The organism is Dyella sp. 2YAF14 (assembly GCF_052114725.1).
Lineage (GTDB): Bacteria > Pseudomonadota > Gammaproteobacteria > Xanthomonadales > Rhodanobacteraceae > Dyella.
The window spans coordinates 262,567-288,019 of sequence record NZ_JBFRFH010000003.1; the positions used below are offsets into that span (position 1 = coordinate 262,567).

Sequence of the window (25,453 nt, forward strand, 5' to 3'; positions counted from 1 at the left end):
CCGCGTGAGCGGCATCCGGGTATCCGAGGCCGGCCTGACCGGCCCCGGTGCGATAGATCAGGCCGCCGCCAACTCGGCGTGGGCCGGATAGTCGGTATATCCGGCGGCATCGCCACCGTAGAAGGTGTCGCGATCGTAGCGGTTCAAGGGCAGTCCCTTGGCCAGGCGCAACGGCAGATCGGGATTGGCGATGAAGTCGCGGCCAAACGCGACCAGATCCGCGCTGCCTTCCTGCAGGATCGCCTCGGCCGATTCGCCGTTGAAACCACCGGCAGCAATGATCGGCCCGTTGAAATGGTGGCGGATCAATCGCGCAGCCACGGGATTCTGATCGCGGCTGTCGTCCACCGTGTTGCCGTTGACGCGCGGTTCGATCAAATGAAGATAGGCAATGCCAAGCTTGTCGAGCTCACTCGCCACATGGCTGAAAAGTGCGACCGGGTCGCTGTCGTGCATGTCGCCAAAGCGACCACTGGGCCCCAGTCGCACGGCGACGCGGTCGCGGCCCCACACGGCGATTGCTTCGCGCGTGATGTCCAGCAGGAACCGGGCGCGCCTGGCCACGCTGCCGCCATAGCTGTCGGTGCGCTTGTTTGATCCATCCTGCAGGAACTGGTCGATCAGGTAACCGTTGGCGCCGTGGATTTCCACGCCATCGAAGCCGGCCTTGAGGCCACGCTCGGCGGCATGGCGAAATTGCACGACCATGTCGCGCACTTCGTCTTCGCTCAACGCGCGGTGCGGCGAACTCGGCACCCAGCCCTGGGCGGTATACGCCACGCCTTCGTAGGGGACGACGGAAGCCGTCACCGGCGCGCCGCCTTCGGGCTGCAGGTCGGCGTGCGACTGGCGGCCGGCATGGAACAGCTGCAGGAAGATCAGGCCGTCCTTGGCATGCACGGCATCGGTGATGCGCTTCCAGCCCGGGATCTGCGCGTCGGAATAAAGTCCCGGCGAACCCAGGTAACCGCCGCCGTTGGGCGCCACCACGGTCGCCTCGGACACCAGCAGGCCACCCTGGGATGCACGCTGGGCGTAGTACTCGCGCATCAGCTCGCCAGGGCGATCGCCCGGCTGCTCGGCGCGCATGCGGGTTAACGGAGCCATCACGACGCGATGACGCACGGCGTAGCGACCGATCTTCGTGGATTCAAACAGTTTGTTGCTCATGGGAAGGACCACCTGTGGAAGACGCCAGCACTGGCGAGTCATCAGATGGGTGTCCCCATGGCGGACTGTAGGTCCGCGCTGGTCCGAACACTCAGGAACAAATTTCCGCAGTCACCAGCCGCCTGTACGGCAGGCATGGGCTAAAGACCATGTTTTGCCGCGAATGCCCTGCCCGATGGGTCAGCCGCGATCGCCGAACAGGATGGCGAGCAGGAAGGCTTCAACGAGATGTTGCATGCCTTGCGACACCAGCGCATCGGCCGTATCGCCGCCCAGTTCGGCGATAGGCGTCTGATGCCACCACTCCGAGATGCGTATCTCGTCGGGCTCGATCATCAGCGCCAACTGGAGGAGCTGGTATTGCCCCACGCGGTCGATGACACGCGAGTTGCCGCTGGGCTTGCTCCAGCGGATAGGCACCGGCATGGGATTGAACGATGAGCGTGGCTTGACCAGATACATAGTCATTCACCGCTGCGCTTGCACGTCGGCCCCGACGGATTGCCGGCCAACCGAAGGTGAATGTAAGTCGATCCAGCACGCCCGTCGATTGTACCTGGGTATCATTTTTCCCGGGAAAAAAGCCTTGGAAAGCGCTGCATCGACAGCCTTCCGTCGAAGCGCGACTGCTCGGTGGCGACTGGCGATCTGCCTTCGCGTTGCCGATCAAGAAGCGTTTCACTCTTGATACAGTGAAAATAATCACATTGAAAACGCATGGAACGCAGCGTAGAACCGAGGTTGCAGGCGATTGATGTCGTGCTCATCAACTTGAAGCCGCCGTCGATTGCCTGCGTGAGCCACGTGCGGATCCGTGCAGGTTGCGGCCCCATGTCATCTTGAACCGCGCGACAGGGGCGCCTCTGCCATCGGAGATAACGATGCGCCCGCCCCATGCACCGGACCGGGACTCCGCGCACCCTCCTATCCCGTCTGCTACGCCCGTGATCTTCGTCGTCGACGACGACTTGTCCGTGCGCGAAGCGCTCGAGGCGATGATTCGCCTGGAAGGCTGGCAAGTGGAGACGTTCGCGTCCGCCCAGGCCTTTCTGGCGCGCCCGCGCGTGTTCGCACCAAGCTGCCTGATCCTCGACATATCGTTGCCGGATCTCGACGGGCTGGATGTGCAGGACGCCATCGGCCATGACCGCATCGACATGCCGATCATCTTCATCACCGGATTCGGGGACGTTCCCACGACGGTGCGCGCGATGAAGGCGGGCGCAGCGGAATTCCTCACCAAGCCGTTCGACAACGAAGTGATGCTGGAGGCGATCCGCCAGGCCATCGCGCACAGCCGCGCCACGCTCGAGCAGGAGCTCGACATCCTGGTACTCGAGCAGCGCCGGGCATCGTTGAGCCGGCGCGAACGGGAGGTGATGGCGCTGGTCGTGGTGGGCTTGCTCAACAAGCAGATTGCCGCTGAACTGGGCATCAGCGAGATCACCGTCAAAGCCCATCGCGGCCAGGTGATGCGCAAGATGATGGCCGGCTCGCTGGCCGAGCTGGTGCGCATGGATGCCAGGCTTCAGCAGGCGCATGCGGCAAGAGAAGCCCACGACCACAGTCGGTGATCGACCATCAACTTACCCTGCCGATCGTCGATCGCACGCAGTGATCGTCACACCGGTGGGCCAAACAGCTTGTGCGCAATGCGCCACCGGTCATCACAACGCAGCAGCGACAGCACGTTGTAGTAGTGGTTGCCGAGAAAACGCAGCTCCGCCGTCACCGTGGCCATGTCGCCAAGCACGTGGATGGACAGCACGCTCATGGTGAACGCTTCGCCTGCCGCGTGCGGGCTTTGACGAGAGCCCACAGCCTCCACGTATTGACTGGCCGTGCGCGAGCGGAAGCTGCCCGTCACCAGGTCCTCGACACGCGCATCGGGCAGGAACACCTCGCGCAAGGCTTGCGTGTCGCCCTCATAGATGCTGCGCAGGTACCGGTTGGCCAGTTCGAGTACTGCCTGATCGTGGGTCATGCGCGTCGCCTTATCCGACCTTGGTGTCCAGGCGCGAACCGGTCACGGTGCGCACCCGCGAGATCAGCTGCTGCGCGTCGATATACCCTGGCGCGACGCTATAAAGTCTATCGCCATCTTCCAGCAGCAAAGATGGAAAACTGGAGATGCCCCAGCGACGCGCCTGCAGGAAATCCTCCTGCGTTGCCGTCACGGCCTCGGCCGATTGCCAGGCAGCGAGGAAATCCCCCGGCGTGGTTGCAAAACCCAGCGCGCCCATGACGGCAGATGCCACCTCGGCGAGCACCTCGCCCTTGGTGATATCGCGCCCGTCGACATAGAACGCACGCTGGATGCCGCGCAGCACCTCGAGCTGATCGATCGCAGGCGCCAGTCGTCGTGCGGTGACCACGGCGCGGCACGCCGGCTCGGTGTCGTAGACCAGATGGTCGTTGGCAAGAAAGGCTTCGCGATTGAATGGCAGGCCGCTGGCTGCCTCCACGCGCGACCAGTGCTCAAGCCGTGCGACGCGCTGCTGCCTCGGCATCACGTCGGTTTCACCGGGGCGCAGACCGCCCACGACCACCTCCAGCTCGAGGCCCGGGATGGCCTCGCGCAACGCCGTGACCTCTTTGCCAAAGCCATAGCACCAGGAACACATGGGGTCGGCGACCAGGATGAGTTTCATGTTTGCTGCCTCGAATGCTTGACAAGGCGTCCACTGTATTCCTGCGTTCCATAGCCATAAATGTGGTTCAATGCATTTCAGTTGATACGTGGCGTAATGAATCATGCGTCGCCAATTTGATGATGTGCTGCTGGGTAGCATCGAGTTGTTCTGCCTGGCTGGTGAACTCGGCAGCTTTACCGCCGCCGCTGCTGCGGCTGGTGTGACGCCCGCCGCGGTCAGTCGCTCGGTCGCCCGACTCGAAGAGCGCATGGGCGTGCGGCTGTTCGTGCGCACCACCCGACAGATCCGCCTGACCGACGTCGGTCGCGCCTATTTCGAAGAGTGCCGGCAGGCGCTCGCCCAGCTGATCGAAGCCGAACGCATGGCCACGGGCCAGCAGCTGCGCCCCGTCGGAACGCTGCGAATCAGCGTGCCGACCACCTACGCCCACTACCGGCTGCTGCCGCTGCTGCCCGCGTTTCGCGAACAGCATCCGGAAGTGCAGCTGGAAGTGCATGTAAGCAATCGCAACGTCGATTTTTCCGAAGAGGGTTACGACCTGGCCATCCGCGTGCGCGCACCCGCCGACTCGACCTTGATTGCCCGCCACCTCGAAGATGCCGAACTCGTCGTCGTGGCGTCGCCCGATTACCTGGCCGCGCGCGGCACGCCTGCCGTGCTGGACGACCTCAACCGGCACGAATGCATCCAGTTTGATTTGCCCAGCAGCGGTCGGCGCATTCCATGGTTGTTCCGGGATCAGGGCAAGGATGTCGAGATCGCCGGCGATGGCGGCTATGTCTTGTCCGAAGATGTGCTCGGCGGCGTCACGCTTGCGCGTCACGGTGCCGGCCTGTTTCAGACTTACCGCTTCATCGTGGAAGACGACTTGCGTGATGGCCGCCTGGTGGCGGTGCTGCCGACTTTCGGTGGACGATCGCGACCCTTCAGCCTGCTCTACCCGCATGGCCGTCACCTGCCCTTGCGCGTGCGCAGCTTCATCGATTTCCTGGTGCAGCAGGTTGCCTGAGCACCCCGCGGGCTTGTTACCCCAGGTATCAATAGAAGTGTTTCACAGCGCGTTTATGTGCGCCATTGCATGACCTACCATCAGCGGCTGCCCAGCCATCATCGATGAGCGCCCCATGATCGATCTCTACACCTGGAAAACACCGAACGGCCGCAAGCCGGTCATCGCACTGGAAGAACTGCAGCTGGAGTATCGGGTGCATGCGGTGGATATCGGCAACGACGCGCAGTTCCTGCCCGACTTCGTCGCGATATCGCCCAACAGCAAGATACCGGCGATGGTCGATCGCGAGAATGGCCTGACGCTGTTCGAGAGCGGCGCCATCCTCCAGTACCTCGCAGACAAGACCGGCAAGCTGCTGCCCACCAGCGGTTCAGCGCGCTACACCGCCTTGCAGTGGTTGAACTGGCAGGTCGGTGGTGTAGGACCGATGTTCGGCCAGCTTGGTTTCTTCGCCAACCGCGCGAAGGAGAGGATTCCGCTGGCGATCGATCGCTACCTCACCGAATCCAATCGCCTGCTCGATGTGCTCGAGCAACGCCTGTCGCAGTCAGCGTATGCGGGCGGCAACGAGTACGGCATCGCTGATATCGCGATCTATCCGTGGGTGGCGGCCGTGATTACTGCCAACCCGAGCCTGCTGGGCGATGCCCGCGCCAGGCGCCCGGCCATGGATCGCTGGATGACGCAGCTTGCCGCGCGCCCCGCGGTGATCAAGGGCATGAACGTTTTGCAGGACGCCTGACGCGGGAAGCACACGGTAGGTGCGGATGCCCGGATCACTTATCATGGGCGGATGCTCAATCCCGCCGATCTGCCCGTATCGACGCTCCTGACTGAAGTCAGCCGCGATGGTTTCGCCTTTGCGGCATCCGACCGCATGCAGCCGCTGCTGACTGCAGTAGGCGAGTTGTCGGACTGGCCGGCCTTCGTGGACAGCTGGAACAAGCTGGAACCGGACCCCTACCTGGCCGCGAAGGGACGCTTCCGCCGCCGTCGGCACGCGACGTTCTCTGCCACGGCACAGGGCGTCAAACCGGAAGCGCATCAAGCGCATTTTCAGGCGCTGCAGTACAACGCACTGCAGGGCGATATCGAACGATGGTTCGAGCCGGTCGTTCCCTCGATCGTCGCGGGCGCCAGCATGCGTTGCATTCTCGACTTCTGCCATGCGTTTTTCGGCTCGCTCGCACCAGCTGTGCCTCGTTGGCATATCGAAGTGCATCAATTCCGCATCGAGGCCACCCGCGATGCCGCGGGCGAGCCCACGCCCGAAGGCAGCCATCGCGATGGCGTCGACTACGTCTTGGTGCTGCTGATCGACCGCCACAATATCGCCAGCGGCACCACCACCATCCATGCGCCGGATGGGCGCTTGCTTGGCGACTTCACCCTCACCCATCCGCTGGACGCGGCGTTGATCCACGACCCCAGCGTTTTCCACGGCGTGACGCCGGTGCGACCGCTGGTGGCTGACGAAGCCGCGCATCGCGATGTAATGGTGGTGACGTTCAGGGCATCCGCCTGAGCGACTAGCGTTTGCGTAGAGGCGGCTCGACGCCCGCTGGCTGCTGCGCGCGATAGATCAGATACGACAACGTCCAGGCCAGGGCGAACATGCCGATCACGGCAAAGCCGAGGCTGTCGGTGTGGTCGTTGAGTGCGCCGATGATCTTCCACGCCGCGCCCTGCCAGCGAAACGTTTCGCCCAGCCATCCCATCGCCTCGGTGCCCGCCACGATGATCGCAACCAGGGCGGAGACCAGGGTGATGGTCATGTTGTAGTAGAGCTTGCGCAGGGGCCGCACAAATGCCCAGTCATACGCGCCCAGCATCACCACGCCATCGGTGGTGTCGATCAGGGACATGCCGGCGGCAAACAAAGCGGGCAATACGAGGATCGCCATGATGGACACGCCCTTGACCGTCTCCTGCGCGGACACCGTGAACATCGCGATTTCGGTTGAGGTATCCAGCCCCAGTCCAAACAGCAGCCCGAGCAGAAACATGTGATGGCTGCGCGCCTCCAGGCGAAACAGCGGTCGAAAAATACGGGCCAGAAAGCCGCGTTGATGCAGCAGCCGATCGAGGTCCTCCTCGATATATACGCCGCCGTTGCGATATTGCCGATAGCTCTTGTGGATCGACAGGAAGATGGCGAGATTCATTACCGCGATGGCGAGCAGGAAGGCCACCGACACCGACGTGCCAATCGCCGCGCCCAGGTTGCGCAGATGCTGGAACACCGCCAGGGAACGCGTCGCGCAGGCCACGCACACTGTGACCAGCACCACGATGGTCGAATGCCCCATCGCAAACCAGAAACCCACCGACACCGGGCGTTGTCCTGCCTGCATAAGCTTGCGCGTGACATTGTCGATGGCGGCGATATGGTCGGCATCGATGGCGTGACGAAGGCCAAGGCCATAGACCAGCAAGGCCACGCCAAGCAACGACGGTCTCGCATGCAGGGCGGCAATCGCCCATATCCACACACCCACATTGAAGATAATCAGCACGGCATAGATGAAATGCAGCTTCTTGCGAATGCCGATACCCTGGGCGTGTGCGACGCCTGGTCGGAGAGTCTCGGGGAGATGTCGGCATGGGCTGTGCGCGGAGTGCATCGCCCTACTAGAGCTGCCCCTGACATCCACCGCAACCCATACTTCCGCATAATTGCTTGCCCTGCGCACGCAGCGCAGCATCCAGTGGTTCGTTTGCGTGCGTGCGATACGCCCTGATGTCGTCATGAAGACGCATGCGCCTGATGAAACGGCGCGGGCAGCGCCATGCATCCCTCCATCACGCACAGGCGGTCAATCATGTCGCACCACTATCCCGGCCCGGACTTCGGGTTTCCCCATGGCGATGCCCGCCTCAATCTCACCGACCTGTATGCCTTTCCCAAACCAGGAAGCTCGGACAAGTCCATCCTGGTGATGAACGTGCATCCGTCGGTAGGCGTGAATCCCGAAGGACCCACCACCAACGAGCCTTTCTCGGCGGATGCGATCTATGAACTGAAGATCGATACCGACGGCGATGCCGTCGCCAATATCTCGTACCAGGTGCGCTTCTTCTCCAGCAAAGGCTGGGCCCTGGCCGCCACGTTGCGCCGACTTGAGGGCGCGCAGGCTGCGGGCATCGGCGACAGCGGCACGCTGATCGTCGAGGAGGCGCCCGTGTCGACAGGGCCCATGGCTGTGGTGACGGAAGCTGGCGAGTACCGTTTCTTTGCCGGCTGGCGCAGCGATCCCTTCTTCTTCGACACGCGCGGCGCGCTGAACAATTTCCAGTTCACCGGCGACGACTTCTTTACCGAGGGCGATGTATGCAGCATCGTGCTTGAAGTGCCTAACACCGCACTCGGCACGGGCCAGCTGGGCCTGTGGCATCGCACGCTCAATCGGGTGGATGGACATTGGGTGCAAGCCGATCGCGCGGCGCGCCCATCGCAGGAAGTCTTTCTCGCGGGCGATCAGAAGAGTCTCTATCTCGCCAGCGAACCGGCCGAGGACGCCCGCTTCATTCCCACCTTTGCGCACTCACTGGAACACACCGGTGGCTACACCCCGGAAGAGGCCAAACGTGTAGCGAGCTCGTTGCTGCCGGACATCCTTCGCTACGATCCCGAACAACCGGCGTCCTACCCCCGCAACGGGAGAGGCCTGACCGACGATGTGATGGATGTGTTCCTGCCGCTGATCACCAACGGCAAGGTGCCGGGCGACAAGGTGGGACCGCACAAGGATCTGCTCAGCGAGTTTCCCTATCTTGGCCCGCCGCACAAGGTACGCACCGAGGCATAGAGCGGATATCTATAGCCCGTCGACGGCTACCGCGGCCCGGGCATCGTTGTCTTCGCCCATATCGCGCAGCTGTTCGCCATAGTGCCTCGGAGAAAGACCGACCACGCGCTTGAACGCATGACTGAACGCACTCTCCGAGGCATAGCCCAGCGTTTGCGCCAGCGTCGCCACCGGCGCATCGCCGCGACGCAGCGCCTGCTCGGCCAATCGCATGCGCCAGCGCGTGAGATACGAAAGCGGCGCTTCGCCGGCCACCGCCTTGAAGTGCGTCGCAAAGCTGGTGCGCGACATGGCCGAGGCACGCGCGAGCTGATCCAGTCGCCAGGCGCGCCCGGGTTCGCCGTGGATCAATCGCAGAGCCGGCGCGAGACGTGCGTCCGTCGCCGCCCGCAACCAGCCGGCACGCAACGCGCCGCCTGCCGCCAGATGCGCACGCAAGACCTGGATAAACAGCAGATAGCCCAGCTGCATGGTGGCCAGGCCCGAGCCCGGCAAGTCGGCGCGCTCGCGCAGCAACTGATCGAGGATCCAGCGCAAGGCCTGTGCCTCCGGCGCCGAGCCATGCACATGGATATACGGCGGCAGCACATCCGACAGCAAGGCACCGTAGGAAGGATGCAGATGCACATGGCCACCGATCTGCACCACCTCGGCCTCGTCAATATTCACCCCATCCACGGCCACCATCGGCTCGCTGCGATTTGCAAACAGCTCATGCGAGGCGCGTGGTGTTGCTGTCAAATCACTCGCCAGTACGAAGTTGCGCCTGAGGGCGAGCAAGATCACGTCGCCCGGCTCCAGCCGTAACGGACTCGCCTCGCCTTCCAGCTGCAACCAGCAGGCGCCGCGCACCGCCGCGAAGAACTTGAGCTTGCCCGGCGCAGGAAAACGAATCGCCCATGGACCCGATGCCATAAAACCGCCGGTCACCAGCGATTGCACATTCGCCAGCTTGAGCACATCGGAAAGCGGATCGTTGAGCATGCCTGAACGATTGGGCATGTATCAGGGATTTTCAAGCATTCATCGTACGAGGCGCGATGTCTAGACTAGGCGTCACCTTCACCGGAACCCTCCCCATGCCCAGCTTGCAAGCCCCCATCCATACCGGCTTTTCCGCGGCCACCACGGCGCAGGACGTGCTGGCCGGCATCGACCTTACCGGCAAGACCGCCATCGTCACCGGTGGCTACTCGGGCATCGGCACCGAGACAGCGCGCGCATTGCGCGCGGCGGGTGCGCGCGTCATCGTGCCGGCGCGCGATCTCGAAAAAGCCAAGACCGCCCTGGCCGGCCTGGACGTGGAGATCGCGACGATGGACCTGTCCGACCCATCGTCCATCGATGCGTTTGCGGCAGCCTTCGTGGCCTCCGGCTCGCCCTTGCATATCCTGATCAATAGCGCCGGCATCATGGCCTGCCCGCTGATGCGCGATGCACGCGGCTACGAGATGCAACTGGCTACCAATCACCTGGGACACTTCCAGCTGACCGCGCGCCTGTGGCCGGCGCTGGTGCGCGCGAACGGCGCCCGCGTGGTCGCGTTGTCGTCGCTGGGGCATCGATATGCGGCAATCGATTTCGACGATCCGAATTTCGAGCGTCGCGAGTACGACCGCTGGATCGCCTACGGCCAATCCAAAACGGCCAACGCGCTGTTCGCCGTGGGCCTGGATACGCGCGGTGCGCCCCACGGTGTGCGCGCCTTCTCCGTCCATCCGGGCCGCATCGTCACCGACCTGGCCCGACACATGAGCGCGGAAGAACTGCGGAAGATCGGCGCCATCGACGAACACGGCCAGGCGGTGGTCGACCTCTCGCTGGGCCTCAAGAGCGTGGCGCAAGGCGCGGCGACCAGCGTATGGGCAGCCACCAGTGCGCAACTGGATGGCCTGGGCGGCGTCTACTGCGAGGACTGCGATATTGCTGAACTTGCACCCGACACCGAGGCCACCGAGGCAGGTCAGGCGACCTTGTCGAGCGGTGTTCGCCCGTGGGCGACCGATCCCGCGGCTGCCGAACGGTTGTGGACGCTGAGCGAGCGGTCGACGGACGTGCGCATCGCATCGACGTAAGCTTTACGGCGCATCGCGTCTAATCACTCGGCTTGCTGATCCACACAGAGCGCGATCAGCACACGAGTGAATGCCATGACGACGTACCAGAGCGTTCAGGTCCAAGGCTTGAACCTCTTTTATCGCGAAGCCGGCAGCAAGAGCGCACCCGGCGTGCTCCTGCTGCACGGCTTTCCGTCGTCGTCGAGGATGTACGACAAGCTGATACCGATGCTCGCGGTGCGATACCACGTGATTGCTCCCGACTATCCGGGTTTCGGACACTCCGATGCGCCCGACCCCGCCATCTTCGCCTATACATTCGGGCATCTTGCGTCGGTCATCGAAGCGTTTACCAAGCAACTGGGCCTGCAACGCTACACGCTGTTCATGCAGGACTATGGCGGCCCGGTTGGATTTCGGCTCGCGCTTATGCATCCCGAGCGCATCCACGCGATGGTGATCCAGAATGCCGTGGCGCATGAAGAAGGCCTCGGGCCACTGTGGGCAACGCGTCGTCAATACTGGGCCGACCGACATGCCTTTGCCGACAAGTTGCGCGCGAATCTGATCTCGTTCGAGGCAGCCAGACAACGTCACCTCGGAACCGATCCCCACACCGAACTGTACGACCCGGATCTGTGGACCGACGAATCCGCCTTCCTGAACCGACCCGGCCAGGACCGCATCCAGGAAGATCTTTTCTACGATTACCGAACGAACGTGGCCTCGTATCCGCAGTGGCAGGCTTATCTCAAGGCACAGCAGCCGCCTTTGCTGGTGTTGTGGGGAAAATACGATCCGTCGTTCGTCGAACCCGGTGCCTGGGCTTACCAGAACGACGTTCCATCGGCGGAGGTCCACTTGCTGGACGCCGGCCATTTCGCGATGGATACCAAGGTGCTGCAAGTGGCCGATCTCACCCTGCAGTTTCTGGATCGCCACCGCATGCGCATGGCGCAGGCCTGAGGCTGCGTGGCGGAGCACCGGGATTGTTGCTGCTCACGGAAGACTGACTATCGATTCGTGGCTATTCGATCCTTGCGCATGGCGTCATAGAGTGGAAGGCAGCTGCATGGCATTCGCGGTTATCGGTGCAAAGGACGCAGCGATGGCCGCCCCCGATGAGGTGTTTGCATGGCTCGTGATCGCGCTCGCCTGATTTCCCTGCTACTGCTGCTGCCCTATCTGGGGCTGCTCTGGGTGTCGTTCTATAACAAGGCCGAGCCCGCGCTGTTGGGCTTTCCGTTCTTCTACTGGTACCAGCTGCTATGGGTGCCGATCACGGTCATTCTGCTCTGGATCGTCTATGGGAAATCGCGTCATGACGACTGAGCCCGACTTTGTCGCCATCGGCGTCTTCACTGCACTGTTCGCACTCGTCACCGTGATGGGTTTTCTGGCCGCGCGCTGGAAGCAATCGTCCGAACCGACCAACCTGGATGAATGGGGTCTGGGCGGTCGCCGTTTCGGCACCTGGATCACCTGGTTTCTGGTCGGCGGCGATTTCTATACGGCCTATACGATTATTGCCGTGCCTGCGCTGGTCTACGCCGTCGGCGCTTACGGCTTCTTTGCCCTGCCCTATACCATCATCGTCTACCCGTTCGTGTTTGCCGTGATGCCGGTGCTGTGGCGCAACGCCAAGGCACACGGCCATATCACGGCGCCGGATGTGGTGTATGGCCGCTTCGGTTCGCGTGCGCTTGAGCTGGCGGTGGCGATCACCGCCGTCATCGCCACCATGCCGTATATCGCGTTGCAGCTGGTGGGCATGGCGACCGTGTTTGCCGCCCTGGGATTGAATGGCGAAATTCCGCTGATCATCGCGTTCGTGATACTTGCCGTTTATACCTACTCCTCCGGCATCCGCGCGCCGGCGCTGATCGCCTTCGTCAAAGACATCCTCATCTATATTGCGGTGATCGCCGCGGTGGCCGTCATTCCCAGCAAGCTGGGCGGTTATGGCGCTGTCTTCGATGCCGCCGCGCAGGCATTCAAGGACAAGGGCAGCGGCAGCATCCTGCTGGATCCGGCCCAGTTCATGCCCTATGCCTCGCTGGCACTGGGTTCGGCGCTGGCAGCCTTCATGTATCCGCACACCTTGACCGGGATCTTTGCGAGCAAGAGCGCGAACACCATCCGCAAGAACGCGATGCTCTTGCCGGCCTATACCTTGCTGCTAGGCCTGCTTGCCCTGCTCGGCTACATGGGGCATGCCGCTCATCTGAAGCTTGCCAGCAACAATGATGTCGTGCCGGCCTTGTTCAAGGCGCTGTTCCCCAGCTGGTTCGCGGGCTTTGCCTTCGCCGCCATCGGCATCGGGGCGCTGGTGCCCGCCGCGGTGATGAGCATTGGCGCGGCCAACGTGTTCACCCGCAACTTCTGGAAGGCCTATGTGAATCCGGCGGTCAGCCCGCAAGAGGAAGCGCGTGTTGCGAAGATCGCGTCGCTGGTCGTCAAGGTGGGCGCGCTGCTGGCCATCCTGTATCTGCCCACGCATTTTGCGCTGGACCTGCAATTGCTGGGTGGCATGTGGATCCTGCAGACCTTCCCTGCACTGATGTTCAGCCTGTTCGCCTCGCGTGTCGCCGCGCGCTGCCTGCTGATCGGGTGGATCGCCGGCATGGCCAGCGGCACCTGGCTGATCTGGTCGGATGGACTCAAGCCGATCCATCACTACGCGTGGGGATCGTTTTCGGTCTCGCTGTATACGGGGTTGGTGGCGCTGATCATCAATCTGCTGGCGGTGGCGATCGTGCATGCGGTCGGCAGCCTCTCGTCCAAAGCAAACCCGTGACCCTCTCTCCATCTTCCACGCAAGCCGTGGCGAGCTCCGCGCCCGGCGGAGTTGGCCATTTCAATCGAATAGCCGGCGGCAACAACTCACAGGTGATCGACATCGATCATCGCCTTGGCAAAGGCCTCCGGCGCTTCCTGCGGAAGATTGTGACCGATGCCACCGGCGATATCGCGGTGCGCATACTTGCCGGTGAATTTCTTTGCATAGGCGCTGGGATCAGGATGCGGCGCGCCATTGGCGTCACCTTCCATGGTGATGGTGGGCACCGTAATGACAGGAGCGGCGGCGAGCTTCTGCTCATACTCGTCATACTTCGCTTCGCCCTGGGCCAGCCCGAGACGCCAGCGGTAGTTGTGGATCGCGATGGCCACATGATCGGGATTGTCGAAGGCGGCGGCTGACCGCTCGAAGGTGGCGTCGTCGAAATTCCATTTGGGCGAGGCGAGTTGCCAGATGAGCTTGGCGAAGTCGTGCCGGTATTTGTCGTAGCCCTCCTTGCCGCGATCGGTCGCGAAGTAGAACTGATACCACCATTGCAGCTCCGCCTTGGGCGGCAGCGGCGTCTTGCCGGACGCCTGGCTGCCGATCAGATAGCCGCTCACCGATACCATCGCCTTGCAACGCTGCGGCCACAGCGCCCCGATGATATTGGCCGTACGTGCACCCCAGTCGAAGCCGCCGATGGTCGCCTGCTTGATCTTGAGCGCATCCATCATTGCCACGATGTCGACCGCTAGCGCCGCCGGCTCGCCGTTGCGCATGGTGCTGTCAGAAATGAAACGGGTGGTGCCGTAGCCGCGCAGATAGGGAACGATCACCCGATAGCCCGCCGCGGCCAGCAAGGGCGCCACGTCCACGAAGCTGTAGATGTCGTAGGGCCAGCCGTGGAGCAACAAGGCCACCGGTCCGCCGGCGGGGCCAGCCTCGGCATAACCGATACTCAGATCGCCCGCCTTGACCTGCTTGAGCGGCGCAAACGAAGTGTGCGCAGCTGCCTTGGCCGGCGCCTGCATCGTGGGATCCGTGCTGCCCTGTTGCGCATGGCTCAGCGACGCCACGCCCAGCTGCGTGGCAGCCAGCGTGACAGCCGCGGCACCCACCAGCTGGCGGCGGCGGACGTCGATGTCATCGGTCGAACCGGTGCGCTTCATGGCGTTCCTCTTGGCGGATGCAGCAAACGATTCAGCCGAAGGTGAACACAAACGCTTCGGCGCCCGGATCGAGAAACTCGATCGCGAACTCGTGATCGAAGATCGGCAAGGGCTGCCGGATCAGTTGATACATCCGCGGCCCGGTGACCGTACCTTCGCCCTGCTCGTTCACGTCAACACCGTGGGCGGCGCCGGGCGGTTTGCCATCGATGGTCACGCGAAAGCGCACCGATGTGCCTGGCGTTGCCGGCCCCATCACCAGATGCAGGTCGCGCGCATGAAAATGGTAGGCAATGCGTCCCTGGGCCTTGTTCAGTACGGCCGAATGCTTGCCCACCGTCCAGTCGCCTACCAGCGCCCACTGGTTGAGATTCAGCAGCGATGGCCTGGCGTAGACATTGCGCTCGCTGAACCGACTGGCGCCGGTCGAGGCGAAATTCTCGCGGCGCTCGGAGCCGATATAGGTTTCCTGCGATCTCACATCGTCCCAGTCGGGAGCGGCCTCAACGCCGCGCGCATCGACGGTCACCAGGTCGTGACTCACCTGCGTGGCACCGGCCTCGACCAGCAATTGCTGGATGACCCGCTCGGACTGGTCGTACTCGCCTTCGCCAAAGACGTGATGGCGTATCGCGCCCTTGGCATCGATGAAGTACAGCGCAGGCCAGTACTCGTTGTTGAAAGCGTTCCAGATCGCGTGCTGGCTATCGATCGCGGTGATCAGGGGTGGACCGAAGCGCAGATCCTTCACCGCCTGGCGAACATTGTCGGGGTCTTTTTCAAACGCAAACTCGGGGGCGTGCACGCCGATCACGACCAGGCCCTGTTTCTGGTACTTGTTCGCCCACGCGCGCACATAGGGGAGCTGACGTATCGAGTTGATGCACGAATAGGTCCAGATATCGACCAGCACCACCTTGCCGCGCAAGGCCGCGGGCGTCAGTGGCGGCGAATTGAGCCATGCCACGGCGCCATCGAGCGACGGGAGGCTGCCTTCACGAGGCAAGTGGATCGCACCCGGCGCCGGTGCCGCCGCGTCGCTTTGTTCCCGCGCGTGCGTCGCCAGCAGGAATACCGTGGCAAGCACCACCAAGGAGGCCAGCAGGCGCTGGTTTGCTTTCATGTTCAGACCTTGATCCTAGTCGCACGCTGGCCACCCGCCGTCGCGGTACGGACGTCTACTTGGGTCTTGCCCAGTAGCGCCGGCGCCATCGTCTCATCGCCAGCGCGGCAAGCCGACGGGCGCCCGCTGCCCTACCCGTCCGCGAGGCTGCACCCGTCGCCCGTGCAGCGTCTATCGAGCTTTGGTATTGGTTGGGCCGGGCGCCGTCACATCGCCTCCACACATTGTGGCGCGAGCTTGGCCAGCGATTGCCCAGCCCAACATCCACGCTCCCGAGTCGACGCTGGAGTCACGCATCAGCGGCCACCATCTGCCCAGGCCCGCAAGGCGTCGAGGCTGCTCGCCGACACCAAAGTACCATGGACGACGCTCGGAGCTGTGGCGCATAAACGTCGAGGAAGATCGTCGTGCAACACGAGTGGAACCGTATCTTCGACGCGCTCCCTGTCCCTGCGTGGACGGCTTTTGCCGACGGACGCGCGGACTTCGTCAATGCATCTTGGTGCGAGTACACGGGACTGGGTTTCGATGAGGCCTTGGGCCAGGGCTGGCAAATGGCGATACATCCTGACGATCGTTCGGCGCTGCTTGCGGGCTGGCATGCCATGGCGGCTGCCGGCGCCCAGGGGGAGCTCGAAGTGCGAATGCGCCAATGCGACGGAGACTATCGCTGGTTCCTGCTGCGGATGGGTCCGCTGACGGACGCATCCGGCCGGGTGGAAAAATGGTGCGGCATCACCACCGACATCGACCAACGCAAACGGCTTGAACAAGCCGTGCCCAAAGCCTTGCCGGATTTGCGCGCTGCGCTGGACAGCATGCCGGTGCCGGCCGCCGTCACGACGCGCACGGGCAAACTGCTGCGCATCAACCAGGCCACGCGCGATTACTTCGGCAAGACGTTCTCGCAATTGAAAAGCCTCAAGCCGTCCGATGTCGTGCACCCGGACGATCTGCCCTACATCCTTGGCGCGCAGTCCAAGGCCTATGAGAGCGGCTCCACTTACAACGTGCAGAGTCGCCACCGCCGCTCAGACGGCGTCTACCGCTGGTTCAACGTGATCGGCATGCCCTGGCGAGATGGCGACGGCGAGATTGCCTGCTGGTTGCATCTGCTGATCGATATCGACGACCAGCGGCGGCCGGAGGAAGCCCTGCGCACCGCCGAGCGCAATCTGCACGCCACCATCCACACCATACCTGCGCTGGTGTGGTCGGCGCGCACCGATGGTTCGGCGGAGTTCTTCAACCAGCACTATCTCGACTATGTCGGACTCAATGCCGAGCAGGCGCTCGGCTGGGGCTGGATGGTGGCCGTCCACCCGGACGACGTGGACAACCTCACGGTCTCCTGGCGGCTCATCCTGGCCTCGCACGAGCCCGGCGAGATCGAAACCCGCCTGCGCCGCTGCGACGGCGAGTACCGCTGGTTTCTGTTCCGCGTCAATCCTCTGCGCAACGAGTACGGCGGCATCATCCGCTGGTATGGCATCAGCATCGATATCGACGACCGCAAGCGCGCCGATGAAAAGCTGCGCCGCAGCGAGGCATTTCTCGCCGATGGCCAGCGCATCAGCCTTACCGGCAGCTTTTCCTGGTGCCTGGACAGCGACGAGATCGTCTTCTCCGAAGAGCTGTATCGCATCTTTGGATTCGCCCAGGGCAGCACCGTCACGCTGGAGCGGATTACCGATCGCGTGCATCCCGATGACATGCCGCTGCTGACCGACAAGCGGATCGATGCGCGCACGGCAGGCAACGACCACGACTACGAAATACGCCTGTTGATGCCCAACGGGTCGATCAAGCACGTACACATCGTTTCCCACAGCACGCGAGGCCGCTACGGACGCGAGTACCTCGGCGCCGTGCAAGACGTCACCCAGCGACGCACTTCGGAAGAAACCCTGGGCGCGTTGCGCGCCGAGCTGGCGAGCATGACCAAGATCAACAGCCTCGGTGTGCTCACCGCATCGATCGCGCACGAGGTCAACCAGCCCCTGTCAGGCGTGATCACCAATGCAAGCACCTGCCTGCGCCAGCTGGCTGCCGATCCGCCATGCATCGAGGGAGCCATCGACACCGCCAAGCGCACCATCCGCGACGGCCATCGCGCGGCCGATGTGATGACGCGCGTGCGCGCCCTCTTCAGCAACAAGGCAACCGTGCCCGAGTGGGTGAACTTGAACGACGCCATCCGTGAAGTCATCGCGCTTTCGCAGAGCACGCTCAAGAGCAGCCGCGTGATGTTGAAAGCCGAGCTGCTCGATGACATGCCGCTGGTGATGGGCGATCGCGTGCAACTCCAGCAGGTGATCCTCAACTTGCTGATGAATGCGGCTGAAGCCATGCGCGAGGTGGACGATCGTCCCAGGCAGGTGGTGATCCGCACCGAACGCGACACCGGCGACCGTGTACGCCTGACGGTACGCGATTCGGGCGTGGGCTTCGGGCCCAAGGGCGTGAGCAAACTGTTCGATACGTTCTATACGACCAAGGACGGCGGCATGGGGATAGGACTATCGATCAGCCAGTCCATCATCGAGCGCCATCAGGGACGGCTATGGGCCGCGCCCAACGACGGACCGGGCGTGAGCTTCTGGTTTTCCATTCCGCGCGCCAGCCAGGATGAGCCGGCGACGCAAACAGCAACCACCGGCACGACGCGCAACACGAGGCAGCTGTGACCGCTGCAGGTCCCCTGGTTACGGTGGTGGACGACGACGAGTCCGTGCGCGAGTCCTTGCCCGACCTGTTGATGGAGTTTGGTTACTCGGTGCGGGCCTTTCCGTCGGCGGAAGCTTTCCTCAGTTCGGACTGTGTCGGCGCGGCACGCTGCCTGATTCTGGACATGGCCATGCCAGGCATGTCGGGACTCGAACTGCAACAAGTGTTGGCGCAAAGCGGGCGGGATATTCCCATCGTCTTCATCACCGCCAGCAGGGATGAAAGCGTGCGCACGCTGGCACTCAAGCGCGGCGCGGTCGACTGCCTGTTCAAGCCATTCAGCGAGTCGCTGCTGCTGGCCGCACTCCATACCGCCTTTCACTGAAGCGGGTGGCAAGCGCATCCACCTCGACGCTCTGTTCGTAGCGCCGCGGCCCTGCGGTGAAAGGTGCGCGGCACTGGCCGCGCACCCATGGCGCTTACGGAGCCTTCGGGCTCTTCATCTGCTCGACCACGCTCAGCGACTTGCTCACGTGATCCTTGGGATGCAGGTGATCGGTTTCCGAGGAAAGCACGGCAGCGATCTTGCCGTCGCGTCCGATCACGAAGGTGGTGCGTTCGATGAAGCCATGGTCGATGGCCACGCCGCGCACGTCGACGGCCTTGGGATCGGCAGCAGACACCTTCAGGCCATAGGACTGGGCGATCTTGCCGTCCGGATCGGAGGCCACCGCAAACTTGCCGGCGCAGTAGTTGGGATCGGACGAGAAGGTGTTGAGGCGCTGGATGCTGTCCTCCGACACGCCGATCACGGTGGCGCCGGCGGCCTTGAACTTCTCCGTCTCCTGCGCAAACTCATGCGCCTCGATATCGCAACCGCCGGTATAAGCCGAGGGGAAGAAATAGACCACCACCGGCCCCGACTTGAGTGCGTCGGCCAGTGAGAACGAGATGGTCTTGCCTGCCTTGCTGGCCGGAGCGTTGAAGCTGGGCGCGGCATCGCCCTGGCCGGCGGCCGCGAACGCTGACGTCGCCAGGGTCAGGGCGGTGATGGCGAGCGAACGGACAAGAAAGTGTTTCATTGCTTGGAGCCCTTGTGATGGAGAGGGAAGCCTGGCCGGGTAACGCGCAAGCGTCCGCGGTAAGTACCCGTTGAGCGCGGGAAGGTTGCCATCTTGCTCCAAAGCGGGGCAATCCGCTCGTTTCCCGGCGCGAGATGAACGAGCTTTCATCTCGGCCGCGGGCCGCCTCAGCTTCCGTCCTGCACCCGCTTCAGGCGGGCAGCTCCAGCGCCACCGCCGTGGCCTCGCCGCCGCCGATGCACAGCGACGCCACGCCTCGCTGCAACTTCGCCCGCCGCAGCGCGTGCACCAGGGTCACCAGCAGGCGCGCGCCGGTGGCGCCAATGGGATGGCCCAGTGCGCAGGCGCCACCGTGCACATTGATCTTGTCGCGCGGGATGCCAAGCTCCTTGGCCGCAATCATCGGCACCACCGCAAACGCTTCGTTGATCTCGAACAGGTCCACGCTGTCGATGGACCAGTCCAGCGCCGCCAGCAACTTGCGGATCGCCGGCACCGGCGCCGTGGTGTACCAGGCCGGTTCGTGCGAATGGGTGGCGTGGCCTTTGACGATGGCGAGCACCGGCCAACCCTGCTGCTCGGCGATCGAACGCCGCGTCATCAGCAGGGCAGCCGCGCCATCGGCGTTGGCCGAGGCACTGGCAGCCGTGATGCTGCCGTTTTCGCGAAAGGCAGGCTTCAACGCGGGAATCTTTTCGACGGAGACGCGCTGCGGGTGCTCGTCATCCTTGAACACGCTGGTACCCGTGCGGTCATGCAGCTCGATCGGCGCGATTTCATCGGCGAAGGCTTGCTCGCGTGCCGCCGCCTGCGCGCGCTGCAAGGTCTCGATGGCCCACGCATCCTGGGCGGCGCGATCAAAGCCGTAGCGCTCGGCGGCCATCTCGCCGAAGTCGCCCATCGGGCGGCCTTGTTCATAGGCGTCTTCCAGGCCATCGAGCATCATGTGATCGAAGATCTGATCATGGCCGACGCGATAGCCGCCCCTCGCCTTGGACAGCAGATAAGGCGCGTTCGTCATCGACTCCATGCCGCCGGCCATGACCACCCGGGCCGAACCGGCGGCGAGCAGATCGTGCGCCAGCATGGCCGCCTTCATGCCCGAGCCGCAGACCTTGTTGATGGCGGTGGCGCCCACCTCGCGCGGCAGTCCCGCACCCCAGGCCGCCTGGCGCGCGGGCGCCTGTCGCTGCCCGGCCGGGAGCACGCAACCCATCAGGACTTCGTCAACCATGTCCGGGGCAACGCCGGCGCGGGCGATGGCGGCACGCATGGCGATGCTGCCCAGCGCATGACCGGCCAGACCGGATAGCGCACCCTGGAAACGCCCCAGCGGCGTACGGGCGGCGGCGACGATAACGACGGGGTCGGAGGTGAGCATGATGATTTCCGCGGCGGAGTTTGGGGTGGCGTGGATTTTTATATGATACACATCATATTTAAGTTAAGAAGAGAGCAGCCGGCCGCTGTGCCCACGCATGCGGCACGATCCTGAAGACCCATCCGACGAGCGACCCGACATGACACGTCTGCAGCTCGCGCCCTGAACAAACTAACGCCCCGCCGGGAACCTGCTCCCGGCGGGGCGTCGTCATCGATCAGGCGGCGAGATCGAACCGGTCGAGGTTCATCACCTTGACCCAGGCCGCCACGAAGTCGCGCAGGAATTTCTCCTTGCCGTCTTGCGCCGCATAGACTTCCGACAAGGCACGCAGCTGGGCATGCGCGCCGAAAATCAGATCCACGCGACTGCCCGTCCACTTCACCTTGCCGCTCTTGCGATCGCGTCCCTCGAACACATCGTGCGAGGTCGACGTCCATTCCACGCCCATGTCGAGCAGGTTGCGGAAGTAGTCGTTGGTGAGTGTTTCGGGCTTGTCGGTGAGCACGCCATGGGCATCCTTGCCGGTGTGCACGTTGAGCACGCGCAGACCACCGATCAGCGCGGTCATCTCCGGCGCGGTCAACGTCAGCAGCTGGGCCTTGTCGATCAGCAGCTGCTCGGCCGGGATGCTGTACTTGCCCTTGAGGAAGTTGCGGAAACCATCGGCCACCGGTTCGAGCATGGCTACCGATTCCACTTCGGTCTGTTCCTGCGAGGCGTCCATGCGGCCCGGCGAGAACGGCACATTGAGCGGATGGCCCGCATTTTTCGCGGCCTGCTCGATGCCGGCGCTGCCGGCGAGCACGATCAGATCGGCCAGCGAAATCTTCTTGCCACCGGACTGGCCCTTGTTGAAGTCGTCCCGGATGCCTTCCAGCACCTTCAGCACCTTGGCCAACTCGTCGGGCTGATTGACCGGCCAGTCTTTCTGCGGCGCCAGGCGAATACGTGCGCCATTGGCGCCGCCACGCTTATCCGAACCGCGGAAGGTGGATGCCGACGCCCACGCCGTTTGCACCAGCTGCGCGACCGATAGTCCGGACGATTGCAGCTTCTGCTTGAGCGAGGCGATGTCCTGCTCCTCCACCAGCGGATGATCGACGGCGGGAATCGGATCCTGCCAGATCAGCTCTTCCTTGGGCACTTCCGGGCCGAGATAGCGGGCGCGCGGACCCATGTCGCGATGGGTGAGCTTGAACCAGGCGCGGGCGAAGGCATCGGCAAACTGGTCCGGATTTTCCATGAAGCGCCGCGAGATTTTCTCGTACACCGGATCCACGCGCAGCGCGATGTCGGTGGTGAGCATCGACGGCGCGATGCGCTTGTCCTTGTCGTGCGCATGCGGCACGGTGCCCGCACCGGCACCATTCTTCGGCTGCCACTGGTTGGCGCCGGCCGGGCTCTTGGTGAGCTCCCATTCGAAGCCGAACAGATTCCAGAAGAAGTTGTTGCTCCAGCGCGTGGGCGTGCTGGTCCAGGTGACTTCCAGGCCACTGGTGATGGTGTCGGCGCCCTTGCCGCTACCAAACGTGCTGACCCAACCCAGTCCCATGTGCTCGAGATCCGCACCTTCGGGCTCCGGACCGACATGATCGGCGGGACCGGCGCCGTGCGTCTTGCCGAAGGTGTGACCGCCCGCGATCAGCGCCACGGTCTCTTCGTCGTTCATCGCCATGCGGCCGAAGGTATCGCGGATATCGTGACTGGCCGCGGCCGGATCGGGATTGCCGTCTGGGCCTTCCGGATTCACGTAGATCAGGCCCATCTGCACGGCGCCCAGCGGGTTTTCGAGATTGCGTCCGCCATCGGTGCGGCTGGTCTCGCTGCCATGCAGTTCCGGCTCGGCCACCAGCACGCCTTCTTTCTCGTCACCGGGCTTGCCTTTGCCATAGCGGATATCGCCGCCCAGCCAGGTCTTCTCGTTGCCCCAGTAGACGTCCTGATCGGGTTCCCAAGTGTCCTCGCGCCCGCCACCGAATCCGAAGGTCTTGAAGCCCATCGACTCCAGTGCGACGTTGCCGGCAAGAATCATCAGATCGGCCCAGGAAATGCTCTGGCCATACTTCTGCTTGATCGGCCACAGCAGGCGACGTGCCTTGTCCAGGCTCACGTTGTCGGGCCAGCTGTTGAGCGGCGCAAAACGTTGCTGTCCGCGTCCGCCACCACCACGGCCATCGCCGATGCGGTAAGTGCCGGCGCTATGCCAGGCCATACGGATGAACAGCGGACCGTAGTGGCCGAAATCAGCGGGCCACCAATCCTGCGAATCGGTCATCAGTGCGGTCAGATCCCTCTTCACCGCGGGCAGGTCGAGCTTGTTGAAGGCTTCGGCGTAGTTGAAGCCTTGATCGAGCGGATTGGATTTGCTCGAGTGCTGTGCGAGCAGATCCACTCGCAGTTGCTTGGGCCACCAGTCCCGGTTCGTCGTACCGCCGCCGGCGGCATGGATGAAGGGGCACTTTGCTTCGGTTGACATGCGCTCTCTCCTTGGGAGGATGAACCCACTACACGTTCTTTCGATGCGTCAGGCGTCTATGCCCCTGTCGTGGCGGGAAACCGAAAGCGGTCACCCAAGGTGCATGAGCCTGGTCCGGTGGGCCGCCTGGACGCGCGTCGGGCGGGTTCTGGCGCGCGTCGACGGTGCCCGCAGTTGTCGGAGCTTACGCCGACCGGAGCGAAAGTTCCGTATTCGGCCCGTAGCCATCCAGCGAGCCGAGGGAACCGGCCAATCCGCAGCAAACCGCGGCCATCGCCAACGCGCCACGGTGGACGGATGCCGGCGCCCGGTGGCCGTCATGCGCCTGCCACATGGGGCGGGCATGGTCGCGCCGTATCGGCAAAGAGAGTGTTGCCATGGCCTATAAACATGCAGCCACTGCGCCGCTGCGGGCCTGGGACGGTGCCCTCCCGCTGCTGATGTCGCTGGCTGTCCTGCTGATGATCGCATCCGAGCTGTTGCGGTACGGACTGCACGCGCACCACGTCAACGACCTGGCCGATCACATCGCCCAGCTGCTGATGTTCGGGCAGATTCCCATCATGTTCTGGTTCACGGCCCCCGGCCGTCGTCGCGTCCGGCAGATCCTGCCTACGCTGGCGCTGCAGCTCGCGCTCTGGGCCATCACGTTTGCGCTGGCGGTTACGCTGACCTGAGCAGGTATCGCGCTGCGGTGATGGTGAGGCCGATCACCGCAGCGCGATCAGGCCGTCTTAGGCTTTCTTCTTGGCAGTGGTCTTGCGCACCGCACGCTTCACGGCCTTTTTCGGCGTCTTTTTGGCGGCTTTGGCGCGCTTGGGTTGCGCAGCGGAGCTGGCAGCGCCGTCAATCAGCAGATCCGCTTCGGTCACGCCGCGACGCTTGAGCGCCTTCACGAACCAGAGCGGCTGGCGGCCACGTCCCGACCACGTCACGGATGGATCAGACGGGTCGCGATACTTCGGCGCTACCGAGCCGGTCTTGCCCTTCTTGCCCGCGACCTTCTTGCCGCGCGCGGGATAGACGTCGTCCAGGTTCAGGCCTGCATGACTCAACAGGGCATCGATCTTTTCCTTGATGGCCCGCACGTGGGCCACCCGTGCCTCCTGCATATGGGCACTCGCGTTCGCAATGAGAGCCTGCAGTTCTTTGGGCGTAAGGTTCTTCAGATCAATAGCCATCGATATACCTGCGTAGTGGGTTCGAGCTCAGTCTAAGCCATTGCAAGCCTGATGACTCCATCGACCTGTCTGATTCGTCGACGATGTGATGCTTGTCGGCACGTTGACAAAATCTCCACGCGATTCGTCGCTGACTCTGCACCATGGACATCGCCAATCCGCCCGTCACCGTCGATGACGAAGCCCGTCTGCTCCACGTGTGGACACGGCAATGAATCACCGCAAACTTCGCGTGGGCGGCATCATCCTGGCGGCCGACAGCGCCAGTCGCCTTGATGCGCTCAGGCAGGTCATCGCCATCGATGGCGAACCTACGGTGCGACGCGTCGCACGTGATGCACTGGCTGCACGCCTGCAGCCCGTGGTGGTCGTGGTCGGTGCGCAAGGGGACGGCGTCATCGCCTGCCTCAACAATCTGGATATCGTCCCTGTCGAAAACCAGGCCTCGTCGGAGGGTGCCGGCGGCTCGCTGGCCGAGGGCGTGAAAGCGCTGCTGGCCAGCGCAGAACCGTTGCGCGCATTGATGGTGCTCCTGGCCAACCAGGCATCGATCCGTGTCGGCCATATGGAAAAAATGCTGGCCGCGCACGCCGCGGCACCCGACCGCATCCTGGCCTGCGGTCGGCAGCGCGTGCTGCGCTTGCCCTGCATTTTCCCGATCGCTTATGCCGAGGAACTCGCCACGCTGCAGGCGGCTGCCGGCGCAGAATCCTTGCTGCAAAAATACGCCGCGCAGGTCGACGCCTTCGACCTGCCCGAAGCCTTCCTCGATACCGACAACCCCGACGAAGAGGGCGCGTGGCCAAGTCGGCGAGCGAAGCCACCCACGGACGACGGGGCTTTTTGAGCGCCGCACGGGGCACTCGAATTCAGGCTGACCGCCCCCA

Annotated in this window: 26 protein-coding genes; 13 read left to right on the plus strand and 13 right to left on the minus strand. The window is 63.5% G+C overall.

Going from position 1 to position 25,453, the window contains the following annotated elements:
* Positions 1 to 57: 57 nt before the first annotated feature.
* The 3 genes from AB4Y82_RS07310 to AB4Y82_RS07320 all read right to left on the minus strand — a co-directional run bounded on the left by AB4Y82_RS07310 (position 58) and on the right by AB4Y82_RS07320 (position 2,003).
* Entirely contained in the window at positions 58 to 1,170 is a 1,113-nt protein-coding gene (locus tag AB4Y82_RS07310) for an alkene reductase (protein WP_441602197.1), read from the minus strand.
* A gap of 180 nt (positions 1,171 to 1,350) precedes the next feature.
* Positions 1,351 to 1,638, minus strand: coding sequence for a hypothetical protein (locus AB4Y82_RS07315; protein ID WP_441602198.1), 288 nt, complete (start codon positions 1,636 to 1,638; stop codon positions 1,351 to 1,353).
* Positions 1,639 to 1,733: 95 nt separating this feature from the next.
* The gene (locus AB4Y82_RS07320; RefSeq protein ID WP_441602199.1) at positions 1,734 to 2,003 is read right to left on the minus strand and encodes a hypothetical protein; all 270 of its coding nucleotides are present in this window, start codon (positions 2,001 to 2,003) and stop codon (positions 1,734 to 1,736) included.
* A gap of 111 nt (positions 2,004 to 2,114) precedes the next feature.
* Here AB4Y82_RS07320 and AB4Y82_RS07325 point away from each other — a divergent pair, with 111 nt between their 5' ends.
* Entirely contained in the window at positions 2,115 to 2,744 is a 630-nt protein-coding gene (locus AB4Y82_RS07325) for a response regulator transcription factor (protein ID WP_441602200.1), read from the plus strand.
* A gap of 47 nt (positions 2,745 to 2,791) precedes the next feature.
* Here the strand turns inward: AB4Y82_RS07325 and AB4Y82_RS07330 are convergent, their stop codons facing one another.
* Together AB4Y82_RS07330 and AB4Y82_RS07335 are read right to left on the minus strand one after the other, a co-directional pair.
* Positions 2,792 to 3,154 (minus strand): nuclear transport factor 2 family protein, encoded by a 363-nt coding sequence (locus AB4Y82_RS07330; protein WP_441602201.1) that lies wholly within the window; start codon positions 3,152 to 3,154, stop codon positions 2,792 to 2,794.
* A 10-nt stretch (positions 3,155 to 3,164) separates the two neighbouring features.
* Positions 3,165 to 3,821 (minus strand): DsbA family protein, encoded by a 657-nt coding sequence (locus tag AB4Y82_RS07335; RefSeq protein ID WP_441602202.1) that lies wholly within the window; start codon positions 3,819 to 3,821, stop codon positions 3,165 to 3,167.
* Between the two features lie 103 nt (positions 3,822 to 3,924).
* Here AB4Y82_RS07335 and AB4Y82_RS07340 point away from each other — a divergent pair, with 103 nt between their 5' ends.
* The 3 genes from AB4Y82_RS07340 (at position 3,925) to AB4Y82_RS07350 (ending at position 6,361) form a co-directional block, all read left to right on the plus strand.
* Entirely contained in the window at positions 3,925 to 4,833 is a 909-nt protein-coding gene (locus tag AB4Y82_RS07340) for a LysR substrate-binding domain-containing protein (protein ID WP_441602203.1), read from the plus strand.
* Between the two features lie 115 nt (positions 4,834 to 4,948).
* Positions 4,949 to 5,578: a glutathione S-transferase N-terminal domain-containing protein gene (locus AB4Y82_RS07345; protein ID WP_441602204.1), complete on the plus strand. Its 630-nt coding sequence runs from the start codon at positions 4,949 to 4,951 to the stop codon at positions 5,576 to 5,578.
* 51 nt (positions 5,579 to 5,629) lie between these two features.
* A complete protein-coding gene (locus AB4Y82_RS07350) occupies positions 5,630 to 6,361 on the plus strand; it encodes a 2OG-Fe dioxygenase family protein (RefSeq protein WP_441602205.1) in 732 nt (243 codons plus the stop codon).
* A gap of 4 nt (positions 6,362 to 6,365) precedes the next feature.
* Here the strand turns inward: AB4Y82_RS07350 and AB4Y82_RS07355 are convergent, their stop codons facing one another.
* A complete protein-coding gene (locus AB4Y82_RS07355; RefSeq protein WP_441602206.1) occupies positions 6,366 to 7,352 on the minus strand; it encodes a HoxN/HupN/NixA family nickel/cobalt transporter in 987 nt (328 codons plus the stop codon).
* A gap of 306 nt (positions 7,353 to 7,658) precedes the next feature.
* Between AB4Y82_RS07355 and AB4Y82_RS07360 the strand changes: the two genes are divergently transcribed.
* The gene (locus tag AB4Y82_RS07360) at positions 7,659 to 8,645 is read left to right on the plus strand and encodes a DUF4331 family protein (RefSeq protein ID WP_441602207.1); all 987 of its coding nucleotides are present in this window, start codon (positions 7,659 to 7,661) and stop codon (positions 8,643 to 8,645) included.
* Positions 8,646 to 8,654: 9 nt separating this feature from the next.
* Here AB4Y82_RS07360 and AB4Y82_RS07365 read toward each other — a convergent pair whose 3' ends face one another.
* A complete protein-coding gene (locus tag AB4Y82_RS07365; RefSeq protein ID WP_441602208.1) occupies positions 8,655 to 9,647 on the minus strand; it encodes an AraC family transcriptional regulator in 993 nt (330 codons plus the stop codon).
* A 77-nt stretch (positions 9,648 to 9,724) separates the two neighbouring features.
* Here AB4Y82_RS07365 and AB4Y82_RS07370 point away from each other — a divergent pair, with 77 nt between their 5' ends.
* The 4 genes from AB4Y82_RS07370 (at position 9,725) to mctP (ending at position 13,499) form a co-directional block, all read left to right on the plus strand.
* The gene (locus AB4Y82_RS07370) at positions 9,725 to 10,720 is read left to right on the plus strand and encodes an oxidoreductase (RefSeq protein ID WP_441602209.1); all 996 of its coding nucleotides are present in this window, start codon (positions 9,725 to 9,727) and stop codon (positions 10,718 to 10,720) included.
* A gap of 75 nt (positions 10,721 to 10,795) precedes the next feature.
* Complete coding sequence (locus tag AB4Y82_RS07375; RefSeq protein ID WP_441602210.1) at positions 10,796 to 11,668, plus strand: alpha/beta fold hydrolase; 873 nt, start codon at positions 10,796 to 10,798, stop codon at positions 11,666 to 11,668.
* Positions 11,669 to 11,836: 168 nt separating this feature from the next.
* Positions 11,837 to 12,034 (plus strand): DUF3311 domain-containing protein, encoded by a 198-nt coding sequence (locus AB4Y82_RS07380; RefSeq protein ID WP_441602211.1) that lies wholly within the window; start codon positions 11,837 to 11,839, stop codon positions 12,032 to 12,034.
* Positions 12,024 to 13,499, plus strand: coding sequence for a monocarboxylate uptake permease MctP (gene mctP, locus AB4Y82_RS07385; protein WP_441602212.1), 1,476 nt, complete (start codon positions 12,024 to 12,026; stop codon positions 13,497 to 13,499). The genes AB4Y82_RS07380 and mctP overlap by 11 nt, the downstream gene beginning before the upstream one ends.
* Before the next feature lie 86 nt (positions 13,500 to 13,585).
* On the opposite strand, the gene AB4Y82_RS07390 is transcribed toward mctP, so the two are convergent.
* Positions 13,586 to 14,653 (minus strand): alpha/beta fold hydrolase, encoded by a 1,068-nt coding sequence (locus tag AB4Y82_RS07390; RefSeq protein ID WP_441611199.1) that lies wholly within the window; start codon positions 14,651 to 14,653, stop codon positions 13,586 to 13,588.
* Positions 14,654 to 14,684: 31 nt separating this feature from the next.
* Positions 14,685 to 15,776 (minus strand): redoxin domain-containing protein, encoded by a 1,092-nt coding sequence (locus AB4Y82_RS07395; RefSeq protein WP_441602214.1) that lies wholly within the window; start codon positions 15,774 to 15,776, stop codon positions 14,685 to 14,687.
* Positions 15,777 to 16,183: 407 nt separating this feature from the next.
* Here AB4Y82_RS07395 and AB4Y82_RS07400 point away from each other — a divergent pair, with 407 nt between their 5' ends.
* Positions 16,184 to 18,463: a PAS domain S-box protein gene (locus tag AB4Y82_RS07400; RefSeq protein WP_441611200.1), complete on the plus strand. Its 2,280-nt coding sequence runs from the start codon at positions 16,184 to 16,186 to the stop codon at positions 18,461 to 18,463.
* Complete coding sequence (locus AB4Y82_RS07405) at positions 18,460 to 18,828, plus strand: response regulator transcription factor (protein ID WP_441602216.1); 369 nt, start codon at positions 18,460 to 18,462, stop codon at positions 18,826 to 18,828. The genes AB4Y82_RS07400 and AB4Y82_RS07405 overlap by 4 nt, the downstream gene beginning before the upstream one ends.
* Positions 18,829 to 18,922: 94 nt before the next feature.
* Here the strand turns inward: AB4Y82_RS07405 and AB4Y82_RS07410 are convergent, their stop codons facing one another.
* The 3 genes from AB4Y82_RS07410 to katG all read right to left on the minus strand — a co-directional run bounded on the left by AB4Y82_RS07410 (position 18,923) and on the right by katG (position 23,385).
* On the minus strand, positions 18,923 to 19,525 hold the full coding sequence (locus tag AB4Y82_RS07410) for a peroxiredoxin (protein ID WP_441602217.1): 603 nt from the start codon (positions 19,523 to 19,525) through the stop codon (positions 18,923 to 18,925).
* 190 nt (positions 19,526 to 19,715) lie between these two features.
* Entirely contained in the window at positions 19,716 to 20,906 is a 1,191-nt protein-coding gene (locus AB4Y82_RS07415; protein ID WP_441602218.1) for an acetyl-CoA C-acyltransferase, read from the minus strand.
* A gap of 217 nt (positions 20,907 to 21,123) precedes the next feature.
* Entirely contained in the window at positions 21,124 to 23,385 is a 2,262-nt protein-coding gene (gene katG / locus AB4Y82_RS07420; protein WP_441602219.1) for a catalase/peroxidase HPI, read from the minus strand.
* 377 nt (positions 23,386 to 23,762) lie between these two features.
* On the opposite strand from katG, the gene AB4Y82_RS07425 reads away from it, so the two are divergent.
* Positions 23,763 to 24,062, plus strand: a complete 300-nt coding sequence (locus tag AB4Y82_RS07425; protein WP_441602220.1) for a hypothetical protein — start codon at positions 23,763 to 23,765, stop codon at positions 24,060 to 24,062.
* 57 nt (positions 24,063 to 24,119) lie between these two features.
* Here AB4Y82_RS07425 and AB4Y82_RS07430 read toward each other — a convergent pair whose 3' ends face one another.
* Positions 24,120 to 24,566, minus strand: a complete 447-nt coding sequence (locus tag AB4Y82_RS07430) for an H-NS histone family protein (RefSeq protein WP_441602221.1) — start codon at positions 24,564 to 24,566, stop codon at positions 24,120 to 24,122.
* 211 nt (positions 24,567 to 24,777) lie between these two features.
* Between AB4Y82_RS07430 and AB4Y82_RS07435 the strand changes: the two genes are divergently transcribed.
* A complete protein-coding gene (locus tag AB4Y82_RS07435) occupies positions 24,778 to 25,413 on the plus strand; it encodes a nucleotidyltransferase family protein (protein WP_441602222.1) in 636 nt (211 codons plus the stop codon).
* Positions 25,414 to 25,453 lie beyond the last annotated feature (40 nt).

Bases quoted from the DNA above. Each gene is read 5' to 3' on its own strand.
- AB4Y82_RS07310 (WP_441602197.1), bottom strand. From the start codon at position 1,170: ATGAGCAACAAACTGTTTGAATCCACGAAGATCGGTCGCTACGCCGTG.
- AB4Y82_RS07315 (WP_441602198.1), bottom strand. From the start codon at position 1,638: ATGACTATGTATCTGGTCAAGCCACGCTCATCGTTCAATCCCATGCCG.
- AB4Y82_RS07320 (WP_441602199.1), bottom strand. From the start codon at position 2,003: ATGGGGCCGCAACCTGCACGGATCCGCACGTGGCTCACGCAGGCAATC.
- AB4Y82_RS07330 (WP_441602201.1), bottom strand. From the start codon at position 3,154: ATGACCCACGATCAGGCAGTACTCGAACTGGCCAACCGGTACCTGCGC.
- AB4Y82_RS07335 (WP_441602202.1), bottom strand. From the start codon at position 3,821: ATGAAACTCATCCTGGTCGCCGACCCCATGTGTTCCTGGTGCTATGGC.
- AB4Y82_RS07340 (WP_441602203.1), top strand. From the start codon at position 3,925: ATGCGTCGCCAATTTGATGATGTGCTGCTGGGTAGCATCGAGTTGTTC.
- AB4Y82_RS07345 (WP_441602204.1), top strand. From the start codon at position 4,949: ATGATCGATCTCTACACCTGGAAAACACCGAACGGCCGCAAGCCGGTC.
- AB4Y82_RS07350 (WP_441602205.1), top strand. From the start codon at position 5,630: ATGCTCAATCCCGCCGATCTGCCCGTATCGACGCTCCTGACTGAAGTC.
- AB4Y82_RS07360 (WP_441602207.1), top strand. From the start codon at position 7,659: ATGTCGCACCACTATCCCGGCCCGGACTTCGGGTTTCCCCATGGCGAT.
- AB4Y82_RS07365 (WP_441602208.1), bottom strand. From the start codon at position 9,647: ATGCCCAATCGTTCAGGCATGCTCAACGATCCGCTTTCCGATGTGCTC.
- AB4Y82_RS07370 (WP_441602209.1), top strand. From the start codon at position 9,725: ATGCCCAGCTTGCAAGCCCCCATCCATACCGGCTTTTCCGCGGCCACC.
- AB4Y82_RS07375 (WP_441602210.1), top strand. From the start codon at position 10,796: ATGACGACGTACCAGAGCGTTCAGGTCCAAGGCTTGAACCTCTTTTAT.
- AB4Y82_RS07380 (WP_441602211.1), top strand. From the start codon at position 11,837: ATGGCTCGTGATCGCGCTCGCCTGATTTCCCTGCTACTGCTGCTGCCC.
- mctP (WP_441602212.1), top strand. From the start codon at position 12,024: ATGACGACTGAGCCCGACTTTGTCGCCATCGGCGTCTTCACTGCACTG.
- AB4Y82_RS07390 (WP_441611199.1), bottom strand. From the start codon at position 14,653: ATGAAGCGCACCGGTTCGACCGATGACATCGACGTCCGCCGCCGCCAG.
- AB4Y82_RS07395 (WP_441602214.1), bottom strand. From the start codon at position 15,776: ATGAAAGCAAACCAGCGCCTGCTGGCCTCCTTGGTGGTGCTTGCCACG.
- AB4Y82_RS07410 (WP_441602217.1), bottom strand. From the start codon at position 19,525: ATGAAACACTTTCTTGTCCGTTCGCTCGCCATCACCGCCCTGACCCTG.
- AB4Y82_RS07415 (WP_441602218.1), bottom strand. From the start codon at position 20,906: ATGCTCACCTCCGACCCCGTCGTTATCGTCGCCGCCGCCCGTACGCCG.
- katG (WP_441602219.1), bottom strand. From the start codon at position 23,385: ATGTCAACCGAAGCAAAGTGCCCCTTCATCCATGCCGCCGGCGGCGGT.
- AB4Y82_RS07425 (WP_441602220.1), top strand. From the start codon at position 23,763: ATGGCCTATAAACATGCAGCCACTGCGCCGCTGCGGGCCTGGGACGGT.
- AB4Y82_RS07430 (WP_441602221.1), bottom strand. From the start codon at position 24,566: ATGGCTATTGATCTGAAGAACCTTACGCCCAAAGAACTGCAGGCTCTC.
- AB4Y82_RS07435 (WP_441602222.1), top strand. From the start codon at position 24,778: ATGAATCACCGCAAACTTCGCGTGGGCGGCATCATCCTGGCGGCCGAC.